The organism is Mesorhizobium sp. YR577, from assembly GCF_900116595.1.
Lineage (GTDB): Bacteria > Pseudomonadota > Alphaproteobacteria > Rhizobiales > Rhizobiaceae > Mesorhizobium_M.
Map to the genome: position 1 here is coordinate 186,891 of NZ_FPBI01000004.1, position 13,845 is coordinate 200,735.

At 63.6% G+C, this 13,845-nt stretch carries 14 protein-coding genes; 8 read left to right on the plus strand and 6 right to left on the minus strand.

Features of this window, described 5'->3' with window-relative positions:
* Positions 1-5 precede the first annotated feature (5 nt).
* Positions 6-866 carry a DMT family transporter gene (locus tag BM413_RS07745; RefSeq protein WP_091912032.1) on the minus strand — a complete coding sequence of 287 codons (861 nt, stop codon included), beginning with the start codon at positions 864-866 and terminating at the stop codon, positions 6-8.
* A 105-nt stretch (positions 867-971) separates the two neighbouring features.
* Between BM413_RS07745 and BM413_RS07750 the strand changes: the two genes are divergently transcribed.
* Positions 972-2,372 carry an aminotransferase-like domain-containing protein gene (locus BM413_RS07750; RefSeq protein ID WP_091912033.1) on the plus strand — a complete coding sequence of 467 codons (1,401 nt, stop codon included), beginning with the start codon at positions 972-974 and terminating at the stop codon, positions 2,370-2,372.
* A gap of 7 nt (positions 2,373-2,379) precedes the next feature.
* Here BM413_RS07750 and BM413_RS07755 read toward each other — a convergent pair whose 3' ends face one another.
* Positions 2,380-2,814: a MarR family winged helix-turn-helix transcriptional regulator gene (locus BM413_RS07755; protein ID WP_091912034.1), complete on the minus strand. Its 435-nt coding sequence runs from the start codon at positions 2,812-2,814 to the stop codon at positions 2,380-2,382.
* A gap of 113 nt (positions 2,815-2,927) precedes the next feature.
* On the opposite strand from BM413_RS07755, the gene BM413_RS07760 reads away from it, so the two are divergent.
* The 3 genes from BM413_RS07760 to BM413_RS07770 all read left to right on the plus strand — a co-directional run bounded on the left by BM413_RS07760 (position 2,928) and on the right by BM413_RS07770 (position 4,619).
* Complete coding sequence (locus tag BM413_RS07760; protein ID WP_091912275.1) at positions 2,928-3,335, plus strand: hypothetical protein; 408 nt, start codon at positions 2,928-2,930, stop codon at positions 3,333-3,335.
* A 31-nt stretch (positions 3,336-3,366) separates the two neighbouring features.
* On the plus strand, positions 3,367-3,711 hold the full coding sequence (locus BM413_RS07765; protein WP_091912036.1) for an antibiotic biosynthesis monooxygenase family protein: 345 nt from the start codon (positions 3,367-3,369) through the stop codon (positions 3,709-3,711).
* A gap of 182 nt (positions 3,712-3,893) precedes the next feature.
* The gene (locus BM413_RS07770) at positions 3,894-4,619 is read left to right on the plus strand and encodes a DUF2270 domain-containing protein (protein ID WP_091912037.1); all 726 of its coding nucleotides are present in this window, start codon (positions 3,894-3,896) and stop codon (positions 4,617-4,619) included.
* A gap of 8 nt (positions 4,620-4,627) precedes the next feature.
* Here BM413_RS07770 and BM413_RS07775 read toward each other — a convergent pair whose 3' ends face one another.
* A complete protein-coding gene (locus BM413_RS07775) occupies positions 4,628-6,673 on the minus strand; it encodes an NADH:flavin oxidoreductase (protein ID WP_091912039.1) in 2,046 nt (681 codons plus the stop codon).
* Positions 6,674-6,726: 53 nt separating this feature from the next.
* On the opposite strand from BM413_RS07775, the gene queF reads away from it, so the two are divergent.
* Positions 6,727-7,188, plus strand: a complete 462-nt coding sequence (gene queF / locus BM413_RS07780) for a preQ(1) synthase (protein ID WP_091912041.1) — start codon at positions 6,727-6,729, stop codon at positions 7,186-7,188.
* Between the two features lie 23 nt (positions 7,189-7,211).
* Here queF and BM413_RS07785 read toward each other — a convergent pair whose 3' ends face one another.
* Both BM413_RS07785 and BM413_RS07790 read right to left on the minus strand, forming a co-directional pair.
* Positions 7,212-7,685, minus strand: a complete 474-nt coding sequence (locus BM413_RS07785) for a hypothetical protein (RefSeq protein WP_175544274.1) — start codon at positions 7,683-7,685, stop codon at positions 7,212-7,214.
* On the minus strand, positions 7,682-9,241 hold the full coding sequence (locus BM413_RS07790) for a trimethylamine methyltransferase family protein (RefSeq protein WP_091912042.1): 1,560 nt from the start codon (positions 9,239-9,241) through the stop codon (positions 7,682-7,684). The genes BM413_RS07785 and BM413_RS07790 overlap by 4 nt, the downstream gene beginning before the upstream one ends.
* Before the next feature lie 133 nt (positions 9,242-9,374).
* Here BM413_RS07790 and mutL point away from each other — a divergent pair, with 133 nt between their 5' ends.
* The 3 genes from mutL (at position 9,375) to BM413_RS07805 (ending at position 12,822) form a co-directional block, all read left to right on the plus strand.
* The gene (mutL, locus tag BM413_RS07795; RefSeq protein WP_091912277.1) at positions 9,375-11,219 is read left to right on the plus strand and encodes a DNA mismatch repair endonuclease MutL; all 1,845 of its coding nucleotides are present in this window, start codon (positions 9,375-9,377) and stop codon (positions 11,217-11,219) included.
* Positions 11,220-11,496: 277 nt separating this feature from the next.
* Positions 11,497-12,534: a glycosyltransferase family 4 protein gene (locus tag BM413_RS07800; protein ID WP_091912044.1), complete on the plus strand. Its 1,038-nt coding sequence runs from the start codon at positions 11,497-11,499 to the stop codon at positions 12,532-12,534.
* A gap of 54 nt (positions 12,535-12,588) precedes the next feature.
* Positions 12,589-12,822, plus strand: coding sequence for a DUF2093 domain-containing protein (locus BM413_RS07805; RefSeq protein ID WP_091912045.1), 234 nt, complete (start codon positions 12,589-12,591; stop codon positions 12,820-12,822).
* Here the strand turns inward: BM413_RS07805 and lpxK are convergent.
* The gene (lpxK, locus tag BM413_RS07810; RefSeq protein ID WP_091912047.1) at positions 12,819-13,844 is read right to left on the minus strand and encodes a tetraacyldisaccharide 4'-kinase; all 1,026 of its coding nucleotides are present in this window, start codon (positions 13,842-13,844) and stop codon (positions 12,819-12,821) included. The two genes, BM413_RS07805 and lpxK, sit on opposite strands and share 4 nt — an antisense overlap.
* Between the last annotated feature and the right edge of the window lies 1 nt (position 13,845).

Sequence of the window (13,845 nt, forward strand, 5' to 3'; positions counted from 1 at the left end):
CTGCATCAGGCGAAGCGTTTCGCTCCCGCCACGCACAGCACGACCGCGCCGGTGACCGCAATCATCGACCAGCCGACCGTCTCGTGCAGCAAGGTCGCGGCAAGAACCAGCCCGAAAAACGGCTGAAGCAACTGCAACTGCCCGACCGCCGCGATGCCGCCAAGCGCCAGGCCGCGATACCAGAAGACGAAGCCGACCAGCATGCTGAAGACGGACACATAGCCCAGCCCGAGCCAGGCATGCGGACCGACGCCGGCCCACGATCCAGGCAATGTGAAGACCGCCAGCGGAACCATGATCGGCAGCGACAGCACCAGCGCCCATGAAATTACCTGCCAGCCGCCGAGCCTGCGCGACAGTTTTGCGCCCTCAGCATAGCCCAGACCGCAGAGGACAATGGCGGCGAGCATCAGAAGATCGCCGATCGGCGAGGCATCGACGCCCTGCATCAGCGCAAAGCCGGCAACCAGCGCGCTGCCGATGCAGGAGAACAGCCAGAAGGCCGGTTTCGGCCGCTCGCCGCCGCGTAGAACCCCGAAGACAGCAGTAGCCAGCGGCAACAGGCCGACGAAGACGATGGAATGGGCCGACGTTACATATTGGAGCGCAAGCGCCGTCAGCAACGGAAATCCAACCACCACGCCGAGCGCCACGACCACCAGCGAAACGAGGTCGGCGCGCGCGGGCCGCTTTTCGCGGAAGATGAGGAGGAAGGCGAGCGCAAGGACAGCCGCGATCGTCGCCCGCGCAACGGTCAGGAACACCGGATCGAAATCCGCCACCGCCGCACGCGTGGCCGGCAGCGAGCCGCTGAAAATCAGCACGCCGACAAACCCGTTGATCCAGCCGCTCGTGACCCTGTCCATTTCGCCTGCTCCGTTTGCAGGCGGGTATCGTTCGCAGCCGCTGGTATTTCCATAGACAGGGCAGTACAATATTTACAAACTGTACTGATGACGGAGCCAGCACAGATGACTGTCCATAATCTACCGACAGAGCAAGGCGGCACGCTTGTCGAGCGTGTCATGCAAGCAATCCGCAAGCGGATCGCCGGCCGTTCGCTGGCCCCAGGGGCGAAGCTTCCCTCCATCCGCGGCTTCGCCGAGACCATGCAGGTTTCGAAATCAACGGTGGTCGAAGCCTATGATCGGCTCAGCGCCGAGGGCATTATCCAGTCGCGGCGTGGCGCGGGCTTTTACGTTGCGGGCCACCCGATACCGCTGTCGCTCGCCGAAATCAGCCCGCGGCTCGACCGCGCCGTCGACCCGCTCTGGGTGTCGCGCCAGTCACTGGAGGCCGGCGACCATGTTCTCAAGCCGGGCTGCGGCTGGTTGCCCGCTTCATGGATGCCCGATGCCGGCATTCGCCGCGCGCTTCGCACCCTCGCCCGCGCGGATCAGGCAACGCTCACCGACTACGGAACGCCGCTTGGCCTGCCGGGGCTGCGCCAGCTTCTGTCGCGTCGGCTGGCCGCGCACGGCATTGAAGCACCGGCCGGCCAGATCATGCTGACGGAATCGGGAACCCAGGCGATCGATCTCATCTGCCGCTTCCTGCTCGAGCCCGGCGACACGGTGCTGGTCGACGATCCCTGCTATTTCAATTTTCACGCCATGCTGCGCGCGCATCGCGCGAAGGTCGTCAGCGTGCCCTACAGGCCGAACGGGCCGGACATCGACCTGTTCGCGCAGGCGCTGAGCGAGCATCGCCCGCGGCTCTACATCACCAATTCCGCGATCCACAACCCGACCGGCGCGGTCCTGTCACCGGTCACGGCCCACCGCCTGCTCAAGCTTACCGACCTCCATGACCTCACCATCATCGAGGACGACATTTTCGCCGACTTCGAGCGGGAACCCGCGCCCAGGCTTGCCACATTCGACGGGCTGCAGCGCGTCATCCATATCGGCAGCTTCTCCAAGACTTTGTCGGCCGCGGTGCGCTGCGGCTTTATCGCTGCACGCGGCGACTGGATCGACGGGCTGGCGGACCTGAAAATCGCAACCACCTTCGGCGGAGCGCCTTTCTCGGCCGAGCTTGTTTTCAACATGCTTCGAGATGGAAGCTACAGGAAGCATCTCGACGCGCTGCGTGAGCGCCTTGCCCGTGCCATGGGCGAAACCACGCTGCGCCTGAAAGCGCTCGGCCTGACACCGTGGATCGAGCCGCGTGCCGGCATGTTGCTTTGGTGCAGCCTGCCGGAGGGTCTCGATGCCGCCGAAATTGCGAAGCGCGCGCTGGCCGACAATGTCGTGCTCGCGCCCGGCAACGCTTTCAGCCTGTCGCAATCTGCCCAGGGCTTCCTGCGCTTCAACGTTTCGCAATGTCAGGATCAGCGCGTCTTTTCGGTGCTTGAGAAGGCGATGGGCTGACCGGGGATCAAACCCGCTCGCCGACATTAGCGCCCAGCTTTGCCAGCGCCTGTTCCAAAGCAGCGATCTCGTCATCCGAGAAACCGGCGCGCAGCTTCTTGTCGAAAGCTACCGCCGCGTCGCGCAGGCGCAGGAACGTGGCCTCACCCGCAGCCGTCAGTTCCACGAGATGAACCCGCCGGTTGGCGGGATCGCGGCGGCGCGTGAGCAGCCCGTCCGTTTCCATCCCGTTCAGATGATGCGTCAGCGTCGCGCCCTGAATGCCAATTGCCGCGGCAAGTTCGCGCTGGTTGGCGCTCTTGTGCGTCTTCATGGTCAGCAAGGTCAGCCAGACCGGCAGGCTGCCCCCAACCTCCCCCAGCGCCTCGTCAAAAGCACGGCTCGCCTGGCGCGATATCCGATGAAGCGTGAGACCAATGGGAGGGCGAAAGGGCGAAGGCATGAGCCGACGATAGCATGAATTTTCCTGAAGCATAATCATTGACTTCTAATCGTTCGATATCTATCTGTTTATGAAATCTGATGGTGCGCGGGGAACGAAACGAGGAGTTCGTCATGCAATATGTCTACATCGTCACCCTCGGCCTGCATGTCATGGCCGGTGTCTTCTGGGCCGGCACGACATACACGCTCGCTCGCGATCCCGAGATCAGGGTGGAAAGGTTCTTCGGTCCGCAAATGGGAGCGGCGGCTGTCGCCATGCTGAGCGGCGCCCTGCTCTGGTATTTCTTCCATGGCGCTTACTTCGGCTCGATGGAACAGGTTCTGGCGCTTGGCATCGTCGCCGCCCTCTCCGCCGCCGGCGTGCTCGGCATCATGGTCGGCCCTGCCCGCCGCAAGCTCGCAGGCGTCAACGGCGAAGATGAAGCAGCACTTCGCGACCGAATGGCCAAGGGCGAGCGCATCGCGGCGCGGCTACTCGTGCTTACCGTCATCTGCATGGCGATCGCGCGGCTGTTTTGAATTCTTCCAACAATTCAAAAAGGAAAATCAAATGATTGAAGACAGAAGTTCCCTTGAGCGCAGACCGTTTTACCGCGTCGACAAGTTTGCGGTTCCTGAGGCAGGCCGCGACGAGTTCCTCGCCAGGGTGGCGGCAACGCACGCTTTGCTGCGAAAGCAGGAAGGTTTCGTAAACGACATCATCCTGGAACAGCAGTCGGGTCCAGGCGAGTTCAACTTCGTGACGATGGTTGAATGGGAAACGCCGGATGTCATCGAGCGTGCGACCGCCGCCGTGGCGAAACTCCATGCCGAGACCGGCTTCGACCGCCACGAAATGATGTCGCGGCTCGGAATCCGCGCTGACATCGCCAATTACAAGCGCTTGGAAATTTAGAGCATGATCCCGAAAAGTTACAGACTTTTCGGACAAGATCATGCTTCGAAATAAATAGCCTAGAGTGAGATGACAATTCTAGGAAACGTCATCTCACTCTAGGCTTTTCGACGTTTCGCCCGGACGCAACGAACGGACTGGCGTATACTCCCACGGTGCGGCTTTGCCTGTGGGAGGAGACCATGGAAAGCGTCAAGCAGCAGCAACTGAGCGAGGAGTTCATCAGCGGGTTCGCCGTTCCGCCAATGCCGGCGACCTCGACCGAATTCATCACCGTTCTCGCCCACTATCACCGCGCCGAAATCGCCCGGATGGCCGGCTGGCGCGACCGCATCGACCGCACCAGCAACTGGGCCATCACTGCCGCCGCCGCGATGTTGTCGCTTTCGTTATCCACCTCAGCCTCGCACCATGGCGTGCTGCTTTTCGCCATGCTGCTTATGTTGTTGCTGCTGGTCATAGAGGCGCGGCGATACCGCTTCTTCGACGTGTACCGAAACCGCGTACGCCTGATCGAACGCAACTATTTCGCGCCGTTGTTTAGCGGCTCAGGTTCGATCGACAATGATTGGGCAAAGATACTGGGAAGCGACCTGCGCGAGCCGAAATTCCTGCTGAGCCTCAACGCGGCCGTCTCACGCCGGCTGCAGAGAAACTATTCGTGGATGTTCCTGCTTCTGCTGCTGGCGTGGATCCTGAAGATTTCCTCGCCGAAACTGCAGGATTTCGGCATCAGCCATGATACGGCGACGTCGCTGGGAGAAATCGTGCGCAATGCCGCCTTGGGGCCCGTCCCCGGCTGGATCATCATTGCGCTCGTCGCGGCGTTCTATGCCTGGATCGCCTATGCCAGCCTGCGCCCGACCGTCCGCCCCGGCGAGCTGTCGCACGGTACGGTGCATGTCTGACGGCGCGCCTAAATCCGCATCGTGAAGCGGATGCCGTCATAGATTGCCGCGTGAATGTTTCTCGCCGCGACTGCATCGCCGATCCGGAACAGCGTAAAATCCCTCTCCGGGTGGATATCCGGAAAGATATCGCCGCCATTGACCAGGCGCTCATAATCAACAGCGCCGCCATTCTTCGATAGCGGTTTCAGCGCCAGATAGAGATCGTCGATGGGCAATGTGCCGTGCTCGACCACGACCTGATCGACCAGGCGCTCGTCGCGCCAGCCTTCGGCAAAGTCCGAGCCAAGGGTCGCAACCAGCTGATTTCCCTCGCGCCGCACCGCGACCAGTCGCGTGTTGATGGTGATCCTCACACCCTTCTCCTGAAAGGCGCGCATGTAAGGCACATGGTTCATGCCGCCCATTTCCGGCGCAAAGAAGCGCTCGGGCGAAACGAGTTCCAGCCTCGCACCGGCATTGGCGATCAGTTCGGCCGCCGTCATGCCCTGATGGCCGCCATTGTCGTCATAGACCAGCACGTTTTCGGCTGGCTTGACCGCGCCGGCGATGATGTCCCAGCTCGATGTGACCAGATTATCGCCTGCCTCCAGCGGCGGGTTCTGCGGCAGGCCGCCGGTGGCGATCACCACCGCGTCCGGCTTAAGCGCCAGCACGTCGTCGGCTTCCGCCCAAGTGTCGTAGCGGATTTCAACGCCCAGCCGTTCGAGTTCTGCGAGCCGCCAGTCGACGATGCCAATCAGTTCTTTGCGGCGCGGATTCTGCGCTGCTAGCCGCACCTGCCCGCCGGCCTGACCTGACGCCTCCAGCACCGTAACCTTGTGGCCGCGCTCGGCCGCCACCCGCGCAGCCTCCAGACCAGCTGCACCCGCGCCGACGACAATGATAGCCTTGCGCGGTCCATCTGCCTTCTGGATAACATGTGGAATGGTCGCCTCGCGCCCGGTGGCAGCATTGTGGATGCACAGCGCCTCGCCACCTTCATAAATGCGGTCGAGGCAGTAGGTCGCGCCGACGCAGGGGCGGATTTCGTGCTCGCGGCCTTCCATCACCTTCCTGATGATATGCGGGTCGGCGATGTGCGCGCGCGTCATGCCGACCATGTCGAGCTTGCCCTCGGCAATCGCGTGGCGCGCCGTCGCCACGTCCGAGATACGCGCGGCATGAAACACCGGAAACTTCGTCGCCGCCCTCACCTCGCCGGCAAAATCCAGATGCGGCGAAGCACGCATGCCCTGGATCGGGATGACGCCGGTGAGTGCTGCATCCGTATCGATATGGCCGCGAATGATGTTGAGGAAATCGAACTTCCCCGACGCCGCCAGCCGCCGCGCGATCTCGACGCCTTCGTCCTTCGATAGCCCCTTCTCAAAATCCTCGTCCGCAACCATGCGGATGCCGACGATGAACTTCTCGCCGACCGCCTTGCGCACCGCGTCGATGACACGCCAGGTGAAGCGCAGCCGGTTGTCGAGCGAGCCGCCATAATCGTCGTCGCGATGGTTGGTCGCCGGCGACCAGAAGCCGTCCATCAGATGGCCGTAGGCTTCGAACTCGATGCCGTCGAGCCCGGCTGCCTGCATGCGCTGCGCCGCAGAGGCGTAGTCGGCGACGATGCGGTCGAGATCCCAGTCTTCGGCGATCTTGGGAAAGGAACGATGCGCCGGCTCCCGCACCGGCGAGGCCGAGAGCACCGGCAGCCAGTCGGCCTTGTTCCAACCCGTGCGACGGCCGAGATGGGTGATCTGGATCATCACCTTGCAATCATGCTCATGGCAGGAATCGACCAGTTCGCGCATCCACGGCACGATCTCGTCGCGGTAAGCCTGGAGATTGCCGAAGGCGGCCGGGCTGTCGCGCGACACGATCGCCGAGCCCGCCGTCATCGTCAGCGCCATGCCGCCCTTGGCCTTTTCGGCGTGATAGAGCCGGTAGCGCTCCTTGGGCAGCCCGTCATCAGAATAGGCCGGCTCATGGCTGGTCGACATGACGCGGTTCTTCAGCGTCAGATGCTTGAGCTGGTAGGGCTGCAGCAGCGGGTCGTTGCTCGTCATGGCCTTTTTTGTTCCCCAATGTTCTCTATAACGCCGGCCTAAAGGATGAAAAAATGACCATTACCGACAACCTCACCCAGCTCGGTGCGAAAGCCGAAACGCCCGCCTCGCCGGAAGCCGCCACCCTGGAGACCGTGCCCTTCACGCGCGGCGACGGCGCGCCGGCGATCGTGCGCTTCACCTGCCCGGAATTCACCTCGCTCTGTCCGGTCACCGGCCAGCCCGATTTCGCCCACATCGTCATCGACTACGCCCCGGACGCAGCACTCGTCGAATCGAAATCGCTGAAGCTTTTCCTGACATCCTTCCGCAATCACGGCGCGTTCCACGAAGACTGCACGGTGATGATCGGCCGGCGCGTCGTGGAAGCGACGAAGCCGCTGTGGCTGCGCATCGCCGGCTACTGGTATCCGCGCGGCGGCATTCCCATCGATGTGTTCTGGCAGACGGGCACCCCGCCCGAAGGCGCCTGGCTGCCCGAAACCGGCGTCGCGCCCTATCGCGGCAGGGGCTGAGCGGCGAACAGCGGCGGTGACATTCATTCGCATTGGTACTGACTGAGCGCCCATTCGTTGGTGACTGACAACAGGTCGGCGATCTTCCATTGGCCGTCGACCTTTTTCAGTTTCCATTGCATCCGATGCGGCTCCTTCGACGCCATGAAGGCTGCGACCACCACGGCGGTGTCGCCATTCTCGGATTCAGCCAGCTTGAGGCTCTTGTCGAACTCGGCCTTGTCGTAGGCAGCGTTGTCGAGCGCCATGTTGTCGTCCAGGCAATCGCCCTGTCCCGATTTCACCAGCCGGTCGCGGGCGTCGAGAACCGATTTTGCCGGATCGACGAAGCGGCCCCGCTCGGCAGAGTCCAGCTCTGTTCCGATGTGATCGTAGAACGGTTTCACCGTATCCAGTGCCTCACCGGCGGAAGCGGCTGTCGGCGAAACCATGGCAAAGGCGGCAATCAAGACCTCGTATTTCATGACGACCTCGGAAGCGGGCATATCGATGGTCAATACCACGCGTCCGCCATCGCGGCTTTTTTCCGGTCCATGAAATCGCGCAACGCTTCGTCTATGCCTTCATCCAGCGGCGGCGGTTGATATTCGGCCAGCATCTTCTTCCAGCGCTTGTTCGCGCGGATGGCCGCATCCTCCGATCCGGCAGCCTCCCACTTCTCGAAAGGTTCGTTGTCAGCGACCTCAGTGTCCCAGAATGCCGTCTCGTAATTCGCCATGGTGTGGCCGCAGCCGAAGAAGTGGCTGCCCGGCCCGACCTCCTGAAAGGCCTCCAGCGCAAGCTGATTGTCGTCCACCTTCACGCCGTCGAGATAGGTGTGCAGCGCGCCGCAGAAATCCATGTCCATGACGAACTTTTCGTAGGACATCGACAAGAGCCCATCGAGGAAGCCTGCCGAATGCAGGATGAAATTCGCACCGCAATGGACCGCCGCTAGCATCGACATGGTGCCTTCGTTCATCGCCTGCGCGTCGGGCAGTTTCGAGGTGGTGAAATTGCCGGAGCATCTCAGCGGCAGGTTCAGCCGCCGCGCAAGCTGGCCGATCACCATCGAACCGATCGCCGGTTCCGGCGTGCCGAAGGTCGGCGAACCGGAGCGCAACGACATGGACGACAGGAAATTGCCGAAGATGACCGGCGCGCCGGGCCGCTCAAGCTGGGTCAGCGCGCAGCCGGCCATGGTTTCGGCCAGCGATTGCGCAATCGCGCCGGCATTGGTCACCGGCCCCATGGCGCCGCCGAGGATGAAGGGCACGATGACCGCCGCCTGGTTGGCGCGCGCATAGGCGCGCAGCGCGGTCGTCATGGTCGCGTCCCAGACCAGCGGCGAGTTGACGTTGACATTGCCGAGGATGACGCAGTTCTCGTCGACGAAACTCTCGCCGAAGACGATGCGTGCCATGTCGATGGAATCTTCGGCGCGGCTTTCCGCCGTCACCGAGCCCATGAAGCCGCGATCGGAATATTTGATGTGGCTGTAGACCATGTCGAGATGGCGCTTGTTGACCGGCACGTCGACCGGCTCGCAGATCGTGCCGCCGGAATGGTGCAGCCAGGGCGAGGACTGCGCCAGCTTCACGAAATTCTGAAAATCCTCGATCGTGCCGTAGCGGCGGCCCTTGTCGATATCCATGACGAAGGGCGAGCCGTAAGCCGGTGAAAACACCACGCTTTTGCCGCCGATCAGCACCGAGTTTTCCGGGTTGCGCGCGTGCTGGGTGAATTGGGCAGGCGCGGTCTTCAGGATTTCGCGCAGCATGCCCGGCTCGAATTTCACCAGGTCGCCCTCGATCTTCGCGCCGGCGCGCTTCCAATGATCGAGCGCTGCCGGATCGTCGCGGAATTCGATGCCGATCTCGGCAAGGATGCGATTGGCCGTCGCCTCGATGCGCAGGAGATTTTCTTCCGACATGATGTCGTAGGTCGGGATGCCGCGCAGAATATAGGGCCGGCCATGCCCCTGCTGGCCATGCGAGCGCAACTCGCGCCGGGCGACGCGTCCGCCACGTTTGCGCGCGGCGTCGGGCGCTTGCTCGATAACGGTGGGTTCCATGCGGGCCTCCCGATTACGCTACGAGACTATCCCCGGAACAACACCAAAGAAAAGCCAACCTTGCGCCTTTGCATGGCGCAAACTGACAGCTTGCCGCTATCGCCGCCACATTCGAATCCGCTATATGGATGCCATGCCCATTCGCCAGCTTTCAGAAACGATGATCAACCAGATCGCAGCCGGCGAGGTCATCGAGCGACCGGCCAGCGTGGTCAAGGAACTGGTCGAGAACGCCCTCGACGCAGGCGCCTCGCGCGTGGAGGTCGTGACCGCTGGCGGCGGGCTGAACCTCATTCGCGTCGGGGACGACGGCTCGGGCATATCGGAGAGCGAGCTGGAGCTTGCCGTTTCTCGGCACTGCACCTCCAAGCTCTCGACCGACATTCACGACATTCGCTCGCTCGGCTTTCGCGGCGAGGCCCTGCCCTCGATCGGCTCGGTGTCGCGGCTGACGATCCGCTCGCGCACGGCTGCCTCCGATGCAGCCGCCGAAATCGGCATCGAGGGTGGCGACGTTTCCGCCGTGCGACCTGCCGCCGCCAACAAGGGCACCTCGGTGGAAGTGCGCGACCTGTTCTTCGCCACCCCTGCCCGGCTGAAATTCATGAAGGGCGAGCGCGCCGAGACGACCGCGATCAGCGACATCGTCAAGCGCATCGCGATTGCTTTTCCAGCGGTGCGCTTCACGGTCTCCGGGCCTGACCGCACGACGCTGGAGCTGCCGGCCAGCGATGACAGCCCGGACGGGCAGCTCACCCGCATCGCGCAGGTTATGGGCGGAGAATTTCCCGAGAATTCGATCGCCATCGATGCCGTGCGCGAAAGCGTGCGGCTCACCGGCCACGTCTCGATCCCGTCCTATTCGCGCGCCAACGCGCTGCAGCAATATGCCTATGTCAACGGCCGCCCGGTGCGCGACAAGCTGATCGCCTCGGCCATTCGCGGTGCCTATGCCGATGTCCTGCCGCGCGATCGCAACGCGGTGACAGTGCTGTTCCTGACGCTCGACCCGGCAACCGTCGACGTTAATGTCCATCCCGCCAAGGCCGATGTGCGCTTCCGCGACCCCGGGCTGGTGCGCGGGCTGATCGTCGGCTCGATCCGCCAGGCGCTTGCCGATGCCGGCGTGCGCTCCGCAACATCCGGTGCGGCGGCAATGATGGGAGCCTTCCGGCCGGGTGCGTCCGCCTATGCCCATCCTGGTCCGGCAAACGGCCACCGCAGTTTCAATCCGGGCTTCCGCGCTTCGGCGACGGCAGGGTTCGATGCGGCGCGTTCGCCCTATCGTCCGCTCGACGGCGGCTTTGGCGAAAGTCCGCAATCCGCCTTCGACACCGGTCCGATCGCGAGCGCGGATGCCCGCGCGGGGCAGGCCGAGCTGCCGGAAGAACTGCTTCAGGCGCAGCTCGGTGCCGCGCGTGCGCAGGTGCATGAAAACTACATCGTCGCGCAGACGCAGGATTCGCTGATCATCGTCGACCAGCATGCCGCCCACGAGCGGCTGGTCTATGAGGCGCTTAAGAACGCGCTCCATGCCCGTCCGGTGCCGGCGCAGATGCTGCTTCTGCCCGAAATCGTAGACCTGCCGGAGGATGACGTGTCGCGCCTTGCAGCGCATTCCGACATGCTGCGCCGCTTCGGCCTCGGCGTCGAGCGCTTTGGCCCCGGCGCGATCGCCGTGCGCGAGACGCCATCAATGCTCGGTGAAACGAATGTCGCCCAGTTGGTGCGCGATCTTGCCGATGAGATCGCCGACAACGACACCACCGAGACGCTGAAAGAGCGCCTCGACAAGATCGCGGCGACCATGGCCTGCCACGGTTCGGTCCGCTCCGGCCGGCGCCTGCGGCCCGAAGAAATGAATGCGCTGCTGCGCCAGATGGAAGCGACGCCCGGTTCCGGCACCTGCAACCACGGCCGCCCGACCTATATCGAGCTGAAGCTTGCCGATATCGAGCGGCTGTTCGGCCGGAAGTAGCGCGTCACGCACCTGTCATCGAAACATGATGAAAACCCGCCATGCAAAGCGGCGGCATATTTGATTCGACCAAATTGTTTTCCGACGGGATTTCGGCGTCCTTCGCGCCGTTTGCTCAATGGAATAGCCCCTCATCCCCCTGCCGGGACCTTCTCCCCGTAAACGGGGAGAAGGGGGAAGCTCCAACGCTGACGCCCCCCTCTCCCCGTTCTTCACGGGGAGAGGGTAAGGGTGAGGGGCAACTCTGCACAAAACCACGTCGCACTGGACGCCGCCCATGCGCATCCTGATCGTCTCCGACGCCTGGCATCCGCAAATCAACGGCGTCGTGCGCACCTTGGAACGGGTTTGCGAAGGGCTGCGCGCGCGGGGCTGCACCGTCGAGATGCTGACGCCCCAGGGCTTTTCGACCATTCCCCTGCCCTCCTACGCCGATATTCGCCTCGCATTGGCCACACCCGGCCAGATCGCCCGGCGCATCCAAGAAGCTGCGCCTGACCATATCCACATCGCCACCGAAGGCCCGCTCGGCATTCTCGCCCGCCGTTTCTGCGTGAAGCGCGACCTGTCCTTCACCACCAGCTATCACACCCGCTTTCCTGAATATCTCAGCGCCCGCGCACCGATCCCGGAAAGCTGGAGCTATGCCTGGCTGCGCCGCTTCCACAATGCCGGCTGCGGCACGCTGGTCGCCACGCCGTCGCTTGCCGGCGAACTTACCGGGCGCGGCTTCACCAATGTGCGGCCATGGACGCGCGGCGTCGACACGGCCATGTTCCGCCCCGATCGCCGGCGCAAGACTGCGCGCCCCGGTCCCGTTTTCCTGTCGGTCGGGCGCGTGGCGGTGGAAAAGAACCTGCCCGCCTTCCTCGATCTCGATCTGCCGGGCAGCAAGGTCGTCGTCGGCGACGGGCCGGCACTGGACCGGTTTCGCGAGGTCTATCCCGATGTCACCTTCCTCGGCGTGAAAACGGGCGATGAGCTGGCAGATATCTACGCCAGCGCCGATGTCTTCGTTTTTCCGAGCCGCACCGACACATTCGGCATCGTGCTTCTGGAAGCGCTGGCCAGCGGCGTGCCGGTCGCGGCCTTTCCGGTCACCGGTCCGCGCGACGTTCTGGCCGATGGCGTCGGCGGCGTGCTTTCGGAAGATCTGCGCCAGGCCTCGCTCTCAGCACTCGATGTCAGCCGTACAGATGCGCGCGCCAAGGCGATGCAATATAGCTGGTCGGCCTGCGCCGATCTGTTCCTTCAGCACGCGCGCGCGGCCCATCGCGAAGAGCCTCGTCTCGCCCTGCCGCAGCCTGCCGCTTGACCTCGCCCGCATTTTGTGGCGGAACAATCTCAAACAAGCTTTGAGCACGCACTGATGATGAACCGTTTCGAGGGCCCCGGCGCAAGGGAAGCCCGCATCCGCTATCTCGATGGTGATTTCCAGGTCACCAGCCCTGGCGCGTTCGTGCGCTGCGCGGTCACCAGTGAATCGATCCCGCTGGACGAGCTGAAATACTGGAGCGTCGCGCGCCAGGAACCCTATGTGAACGCCTCGGTGTCGCTCGCGCGCGAGATCGAATCCAATCCGGAATTACGCGTCAGGCGCTAATTACCAGATCGCCGCCGGCGCCAGGCTTCCAGCGTTTCCTCGATGATCCGCGCCGGAACCTGCTCCAGTTCGAACACGGCATCTATTTCCAGCACATTGAGCTGATCGACAAAATCCTGGGGCGCAGCACCATGGCGCAGCCTTGCTGCGTCCTTGGCTGTCGTCATCATCTCCAGCTGCCCGGCTCGCGCCGTGGCGTGCAGTTCGGCCAGCTCGTCATCGGCAAAGACGTGATGATCCGGGAAGGACCGCGACAACGCCACGGTGCCGCCGGCCTTCACGATCGTATCGAAGAACTTGTCGGGGTGGCCGATGCCGGCAAAAGCGAGAAACCGGCGGCCGGCCAGTGCCTCGGCATTGCGCGGGCGCACGGTCGCCTCGAACACCGGCTTGCCGGCGCGTGAGGCCTTGCGCACGATGCCATCGCCGGCACTTCCCTCGCCCATCTTCAGCACCGCATCGGCGAAGCGAAGCTGCTCCAGCAGAGGCGCGCGCAGCGGTCCGCCGGGGATGACATGGCCATTGCCGATGCCATAGCGCGCATCGACGACCACCAGTGCGTAGTCGATATGGATGCGCGCGCTCTGGAAGCCGTCGTCCATGATCAGGAAATCGCAGCCCTGTTCCAGCAGCAGCTTGGCGCCGGCGGGCCGGTTGGGGGTTACGGCCACGGATGCATGCTCGGCCAGAAGCAGCGGCTCGTCGCCGACATGCTTGGCGCTGTCGTGATGCACATCCACGATATGCGGCTGCGAAAAGCCGCCGCCATGCCCGCGCGACAGGATGCCGGGCGTCAGGTTCATCGCCCGCGCCTGCCGGGCGAGCGCGATTGCCACCGGCGTCTTGCCGGTTCCGCCGACCGTGAAGTTGCCGATGCAAAGCACGGGCAGGTCGACCGTCTCGCGCTTCGCACTCGCCATGCGGCGCGCGGCCACCATTCCGTAGAGCCCTGAAAGCGGCGACAGCGCATAAGCCCGCCAGTCGGGCCGCTCCCACCAGAAAGGAGGCGCCTCGCTCGCCACC

Coding starts and splice junctions, on each gene's coding strand:
- BM413_RS07745 (WP_091912032.1), bottom strand. CDS start 866: ATGGACAGGGTCACGAGCGGCTGGATCAACGGGTTTGTCGGCGTGCTG.
- BM413_RS07750 (WP_091912033.1), top strand. CDS start 972: ATGACTGTCCATAATCTACCGACAGAGCAAGGCGGCACGCTTGTCGAG.
- BM413_RS07755 (WP_091912034.1), bottom strand. CDS start 2,814: ATGCCTTCGCCCTTTCGCCCTCCCATTGGTCTCACGCTTCATCGGATA.
- BM413_RS07760 (WP_091912275.1), top strand. CDS start 2,928: ATGCAATATGTCTACATCGTCACCCTCGGCCTGCATGTCATGGCCGGT.
- BM413_RS07765 (WP_091912036.1), top strand. CDS start 3,367: ATGATTGAAGACAGAAGTTCCCTTGAGCGCAGACCGTTTTACCGCGTC.
- BM413_RS07770 (WP_091912037.1), top strand. CDS start 3,894: ATGGAAAGCGTCAAGCAGCAGCAACTGAGCGAGGAGTTCATCAGCGGG.
- BM413_RS07775 (WP_091912039.1), bottom strand. CDS start 6,673: ATGACGAGCAACGACCCGCTGCTGCAGCCCTACCAGCTCAAGCATCTG.
- queF (WP_091912041.1), top strand. CDS start 6,727: ATGACCATTACCGACAACCTCACCCAGCTCGGTGCGAAAGCCGAAACG.
- BM413_RS07790 (WP_091912042.1), bottom strand. CDS start 9,241: ATGGAACCCACCGTTATCGAGCAAGCGCCCGACGCCGCGCGCAAACGT.
- mutL (WP_091912277.1), top strand. CDS start 9,375: ATGCCCATTCGCCAGCTTTCAGAAACGATGATCAACCAGATCGCAGCC.
- BM413_RS07800 (WP_091912044.1), top strand. CDS start 11,497: ATGCGCATCCTGATCGTCTCCGACGCCTGGCATCCGCAAATCAACGGC.
- BM413_RS07805 (WP_091912045.1), top strand. CDS start 12,589: ATGATGAACCGTTTCGAGGGCCCCGGCGCAAGGGAAGCCCGCATCCGC.